A 5,368-nucleotide genomic window follows, 5' to 3' on the forward strand; every position below is an offset into this window, starting at 1 on the left:
GCGTGACGTCGAAGGAGACCTTCTGGCCTTCCTGGAGCTCACGGAAGCCCTGGGCGGCGATGTTCGAGTAGTGGGCGAAGACGTCAGCGCCGCCACCGTCCTGCTCGATGAAGCCGAAGCCCTTTTCCGCGTTGAACCACTTCACGGTGCCAGTAGCCATGTGTGTCTCCTTAAGACAAGGCAGAACCGGAACCCGCACTGTGCGGAGTCCGCGTCGCCGCGATGAGCCCATCCGGAGATGACCGGCCAAACAAAAAATGCACCCGCGGGTCACGCCCGTCGAGTGCACACAAAGTTCATGGGTACCACAACTGCAACTGGCATAAAGATAGCACAGACGGTGCCTCGGTGCGGGTTCCCCTTCCTTCAGTCGGTCCTTCCTGAACGGGACTTGATGTGGGACTCTGGGCTATACCACCACCCCCCTTCCTTGCTGAGGCACTATGCGCTGCATCATCGCCGGCTTCCCGTTCGACCTGATGAAGAGCGAGGTGCTGCACAAGATGCAGGGCATCAAGCCAGAACCGGTCACCGGAGAATCCGTGATCATCAGTCGCCGCACCTACCCCGTCAAGCAGGTCGGCCAGATCCTCACCCGACAGGACCGGCGTGACTTCACCGCCGAACAGATCACCCGGGCCATGAACCGACTCGGCTTCACCTGCCGTCCCGCGCCCGCCGCTGTCACGGCCCCGGTCAGCACGGTCCCGGCCGCCACGGAGCCGAGCCCGGACGAGCCCGAGGCAGCGATGCCGGGCAGTCACCACGCCTACAGCTGACCGGCGACACGCCCCCAGGTCGACGTTTCCACGGCCCCAGGTCGGCCGGGCTCCCGGAAGACGGCGCTGCACCGCCACGGTCGTGGCGGTGCAGCGTGAGCCGGAAGCCGGGCACACGGGTCTAGCGAAGTTGCTGCCGGACCCGGGCGGCTGATCGGTGCAGCCGGACCGCCGCAGCCACCGGAAGGGGCACTGCCGCCAGCAGGGCGGCCATCAACGCGACCGGAGTCAGACCGCCGCTTGCCACGGAGAAGACGACGGCGAGTACGGGGACGGCGATGACCGGCGAGAGCATGAGCAGCGTCGCCTGCCGCTTCTCCCGTCGTACCCACTGCGGGGACTTCCACAGCCGTACGAGTGCGGCGATCATGGCGGCCAGTGCGAAGAACGGTCCGATCACCGGAATGAGTGAGGCCGGAAGCGCGACGACGATCAGACACAGGGTGACCGCGGTGCGCCTGCCGCTCTCCGGTACAGGGCCGCTGCCGGCCTCCTCGGCCAGGGCGGCCGCGACGACCTCCCCGGGCGTCCCCAGCTGGTCCAGGACTCGGCGCACACTGCCCTCGTCGACGGTGTCGGCGTCCGCCAGCGCCACTTCGATGTGCTCCCGCAGATCTGCCAGCAGCTCCTGGCGGCGGACGTCGGGAAGCGCCACGACCCCTTGTCCGACCGAGGACAGATAGGCCTGCACGAGGGGGTGGGCGAGAGTGTCGTTCACGTCGTCTCTCCGGGGGTGAGGAAGTGGTCGACGGCGGTGCGGAAAGAGGGCCAGTTCGCGGTGAACTCCTCCAGCGCGCTGCGGCCGGCGTCGGTCAGTGTGTAGTACCTGCGCGGCGGCCCGTTCTCGGATTCCTGCAGGTGGGTGTCGGCGAGTCCGGTGCGCCGAAGGCGCGACAGCAGGGGGTAGATCGTGCCCTGGCTGGTCGCCATGACGTCGACCCGGGCAAGCTCCGCCAACAGCTCCACCCCGTAGCGGGGGCCGTCCCGGAGCAGCGCCAGGACGCAGTACTCCAGCACCCCTTTACGGAGCTGACTCGCCACTCGGCCGTCTGCTCCAGGGATGCTTGCATAACCATCTACCATGCAAAGCATGCTACCAGGTGGCCCGTACCGCCATGACGGACAGCGCAACATCAGGCCGACGCGTCAGCCGGCGGTCCAGCCCGGGATCATGGGCAGCAGCCTTGCTATTCGGGCAGTGGACGGTCGTCGACGACGCCCTTCATGACGAGGGTGGACGTCAGTCGCTGGACGCCCGGCAGAGTGGCCAGTCGCTGGTCGTAGAGCTGCTGGTAGGCGGCCAGGACGGCGGTGGCCACGCGCAGGAGGTAGTCGGGTTCTCTGAAGAGGCGCTGGGCTTGGATCACATGCGGGACGGCGGGCTGCGCGAGCGGTCGGTCGGTCGGTCGTCCCCGCGGTTGCCGGGCTGATAGCCGGATACGCCGGATACACCCTGCTCGCCGTGGCCGGTCCGGTGGTGATCGTGGCCGCCTCGGCCGGGCTGCTCACCGCGCTGACCATGCTCGGGGCCGGCTATCTGATGTGGCTCGGCTGGGGCGTACCGGCCCGGCCTGCCGCCCTGACACCGTCCACCGAGCCCGTGGCCGCCTCGCGCCGGCAGATCATGCTGAAGGGCGCCGGGATCAGTGGTCTGAACCCCAAGGCGCTGCTGCTGTACTTCTCGCTGTTCCCGCAGTTCATCGACCCTGCGGCGGGCTGGCCCGTCGCCGCGCAGACCGGCCTGTTCGGGACGCTCCACATGACCCTGTGCGCTGTCGTCTACCTCGCCGTCGGCGTGCTGGCGCGTACCGTGCTGAAGACGCGGCCCTCCGCGGCCCGCGCGGTCACCCGCGCCTCCGGTGCCATGGTGATCGTCATCGGCGGGTGCCTCCTCGCCGAGGGACTGATCGGCTGACCGGTCCCGCACAATCCCCACCGGATCAACGCCCGTTGAACGCCATGTCCGTTGAACGCCGTGAGTGACCCAGCAGCACGGCTGCTTCCACGCCGGAGCCACCAGCGCTGCCGCGGACAGCGCCGGTGGCTACGCGGCATTCACTCTGTTCCCCGAGGACACCTCGGTGCTCACGGTCGAATACAGGATCAACCCGCTGGCACCGGCCGTCGGCGAGCACCTTGAGGCCGTTGGGACGGTTCTCAGGTCGTGACGGATCCTGACCGTGTGCCAGTTGGAGGTGTTCGGCGTCCAGGGGGGCGAGCGGACGCTCGTCGCGAACGGTCAGCAGACCCTGATCTGCATCAACAGGCCAGACCACTGATCGTGGTTCAGCGGCCGCACAGGGCCGTGTCCACGACGCTCTCCACGTGCTTCATGGCTGCCTCGTCGGTCGGCTGAATGGTCACCGCGACGTTGGCGGCGCGGCCCTTGCTGGTGACGCCGCCCCGGGTCTCGTACCCCGGGAAGCTGCCGCCGTGGCCCCAGTAGACACCGCCGCACGACAACGGTGTGCTCACGAGCCCCAGTCCGTAGCGGGCGCCGGAGGCGAAGGGGTATCCGGCCGGGACCGTGGTACGCATCTGGGCGAGCTGGGCCGGAGGGAGGAGGCGGCCGCCCAGGAGCGCGGTGAAGAACCCGTTGAGGTCGGAGTTCGTGGAGATCATCCCACCTGCCGACCAGGCCCAGGACGGATCCATCTCCGTGACGTCGACCAGCGGCGCGCCCGCTGCATCCTGGTAGTAACCCTTGGGATGGGGTTCTCGGATGGTGGCGTCACCCGGGGCCGGGAAGTAGGTGTGACGCAGCCCGATCTCCTTGATGATGCGCTGGTCTATCTCCTCGGCGATGGAGCGGCCGGTGACCTTCTGGACGAGCAGGCCGGCCAGCACGTAGTTCGTGTTGCTGTACGCCCACTTCTTCCCGGGGTCGAAGTCGGCCTTGTGCTGGAGGGCGAGGTCGAGGAGTTCGCGCGGCTCGAAGTACCGGACGTCGTCGCCGAGGTAGTTGGTGTAGTTGGGAAGTCCGCTGGTCTGCTGGAGGATCTGGCGGACGGTGATACGGCGTCCGTCGATGCCCTCCCCGCGTACGAGGCCCGGCAGGTAGGTGTCGACCTTGGCGTCGAGGCGGATCTTCCCTTCGCCGACCAGTTGCAGCACGACCACCGCGGTGAACACCTTGGTGTTGCTGCCGATCCGCACCTGCCCGTCGACGGGCACCTCGGATCCGCTGGCCACATCGCCGACCCCCGCGGTGTAGGTGCGGGTGTGACCCCAACGGTCCTGGACGCTCGCGAGTGCGGCGGGCAGTCCATCGGAGTGCACCAGCGCGTTCAGACCCTGCTGGACGCTGTCCGAGCGGCCTGAGGCAACAGTGTCCGGCCTGCCGGAGGCATACGCCGCGGGCGGCGCCAGGGCACCCATCGCCATGACACCCACGACCACCGCGGCGGCGGCCGCCACGACTCTGCGCCGACCCTCCTGCGGTCGCCCGGAAGAACGGAACTTCTGCCATGTCTGCTCGCTCACGCGCCAACTCCTGGGGAATCACTGGGACCAGTTGTGTGTACCGGTCCAGCATTTCCGGAAGCGACCGCCCGGACGATCCTGCTAACTGCCCAGCTCAGGTAGGGCTAGCCCCCGGTACGACCGGTCAGCGCGCCGGATCGAACGCCTGCCGATACCGGTACGGAGTGGTCTGGTTGATCCGGGTGAAGTGCACGCGGAGGCTCTGCGCCGAACCGAAGCCGCATCGTTCGGCGACGCGGTCGACGGTGTCGTTCGTGGTCTCCAGCAAGTCGCGGGCGCGGGCGACGCGTTCGTGCACGAGCCATTGCAGAGGCGTGGTTCCGGTACTGGCGCGGAAGTGGCGCAGGAAACTGCGTTTGCTCATCGCCGCCCGCAGGGCCAGCTCGTCGATCGTCAGCGGGCGGTGGAGCTGAGTGCGCGCCCAGTCGAGCACCGGGGCCAGACTGGTCGACTCGCCGGCCGGCACCGGCTGGTCGATGTACTGGGCCTGGCCGCCTTCGCGGTGCGGCGGGATGACCATGCGGCGGGCGAGAGTGTTGGCTACGCGACTGCCGTGGTCGAGCCGAACGAGGTGCAGGCACAGATCCAGTCCCGCGCACTCACCCGCGGAGGTGAAGATCCGCTCGTCCTCGGTGTAGAGCACATTCGGGTCCAGCTTCACCGCCGGCCACCGTTGGGTGAGTTCGGCGGCGTACATCCAGTGGGTGGTGGCGCGGCGGCCGTCGAGCAGACCCGCTGCTGCCAGGGTGAACGCTCCGGTGCAGATGGACGCGATCCTGGCCCCTCGCGCGTAGGCCTTGCGCAGAGCTCCCAGCAGCTCCGGCGGCGGATCGCCCTGCAGGTCGGCGCAGGCCGGGACGATCACGGTGTCGGCCCGCTCCAGCTCCGCGAGATCCGCACCGTCGAACGACAGCCCCTCCGCCGTGCGAACCGGACCGTCGCTCACCATCGCGCACAGCGTCACTTCGTACCAGGGGACCAATGCCGTTGCTTGAACTCGTTAAGCAGTTCGCAGTGACGCTGCAGGGGCGGGGTCGTTGGACCAAGCATGCATCCTTGGGTGGGGTTGTCAGATCATGTGCGGCTGGGGGTGGTGACGCGGTGGG

Annotated in this window: 7 protein-coding genes and 2 pseudogenes; 3 read left to right on the top strand and 6 right to left on the bottom strand. The window is 68.3% G+C overall.

Features of this window, described 5'->3' with window-relative positions:
• Window positions 1-160: cold-shock protein (locus tag O3W51_RS47085; protein WP_138356560.1), on the bottom strand; the 160-nt coding region annotated here is incomplete at its 3' end.
• A gap of 283 nt (window positions 161-443) precedes the next feature.
• Between O3W51_RS47085 and O3W51_RS47090 the strand changes: the two genes are divergently transcribed.
• Window positions 444-779: an SCO5918 family protein gene (locus O3W51_RS47090; protein WP_138359507.1), complete on the top strand. Its 336-nt coding sequence runs from the start codon at window positions 444-446 to the stop codon at window positions 777-779.
• Between the two features lie 121 nt (window positions 780-900).
• Here O3W51_RS47090 and O3W51_RS47095 read toward each other — a convergent pair whose 3' ends face one another.
• From O3W51_RS47095 to O3W51_RS47105, 3 genes and pseudogenes are all read right to left on the bottom strand, one after another.
• On the bottom strand, window positions 901-1,497 hold the full coding sequence (locus O3W51_RS47095; RefSeq protein WP_198359532.1) for an HAAS signaling domain-containing protein: 597 nt from the start codon (window positions 1,495-1,497) through the stop codon (window positions 901-903).
• Window positions 1,494-1,862 (bottom strand): PadR family transcriptional regulator, encoded by a 369-nt coding sequence (locus O3W51_RS47100; protein ID WP_138359503.1) that lies wholly within the window; start codon window positions 1,860-1,862, stop codon window positions 1,494-1,496. The genes O3W51_RS47095 and O3W51_RS47100 overlap by 4 nt, the downstream gene beginning before the upstream one ends.
• 104 nt (window positions 1,863-1,966) lie before the next feature.
• Window positions 1,967-2,155: pseudogene (locus O3W51_RS47105) on the bottom strand (Lrp/AsnC ligand binding domain-containing protein); the annotation flags it as partial.
• Window positions 2,156-2,232: 77 nt separating this feature from the next.
• On the opposite strand from O3W51_RS47105, the gene O3W51_RS47110 reads away from it, so the two are divergent.
• Both O3W51_RS47110 and O3W51_RS47115 read left to right on the top strand, forming a co-directional pair.
• Window positions 2,233-2,694, top strand: coding sequence for a LysE family translocator (locus O3W51_RS47110; protein ID WP_443048428.1), 462 nt, complete (start codon window positions 2,233-2,235; stop codon window positions 2,692-2,694).
• A 64-nt stretch (window positions 2,695-2,758) separates the two neighbouring features.
• Window positions 2,759-3,058 (top strand): annotated as a pseudogene (locus O3W51_RS47115) (PaaI family thioesterase); the annotation flags it as partial.
• A gap of 7 nt (window positions 3,059-3,065) precedes the next feature.
• Here the strand turns inward: O3W51_RS47115 and O3W51_RS47120 are convergent.
• Both O3W51_RS47120 and O3W51_RS47125 read right to left on the bottom strand, forming a co-directional pair.
• Window positions 3,066-4,262: a serine hydrolase domain-containing protein gene (locus O3W51_RS47120; RefSeq protein ID WP_307811605.1), complete on the bottom strand. Its 1,197-nt coding sequence runs from the start codon at window positions 4,260-4,262 to the stop codon at window positions 3,066-3,068.
• A 124-nt stretch (window positions 4,263-4,386) separates the two neighbouring features.
• Window positions 4,387-5,211, bottom strand: coding sequence for a helix-turn-helix domain-containing protein (locus O3W51_RS47125; RefSeq protein WP_138359499.1), 825 nt, complete (start codon window positions 5,209-5,211; stop codon window positions 4,387-4,389).
• Window positions 5,212-5,368: the final 157 nt, after the last annotated feature.

The organism is Streptomyces sp. H39-C1, assembly GCF_027158125.1.
GTDB classification, from domain to species: Bacteria; Actinomycetota; Actinomycetes; order Streptomycetales; family Streptomycetaceae; genus Actinacidiphila; species Actinacidiphila fildesensis.

Coding starts and splice junctions, on each gene's coding strand:
- O3W51_RS47090 (WP_138359507.1), top strand. CDS start 444: ATGCGCTGCATCATCGCCGGCTTCCCGTTCGACCTGATGAAGAGCGAG.
- O3W51_RS47100 (WP_138359503.1), bottom strand. CDS start 1,862: ATGGTAGATGGTTATGCAAGCATCCCTGGAGCAGACGGCCGAGTGGCG.
- O3W51_RS47125 (WP_138359499.1), bottom strand. CDS start 5,211: ATGGTGAGCGACGGTCCGGTTCGCACGGCGGAGGGGCTGTCGTTCGAC.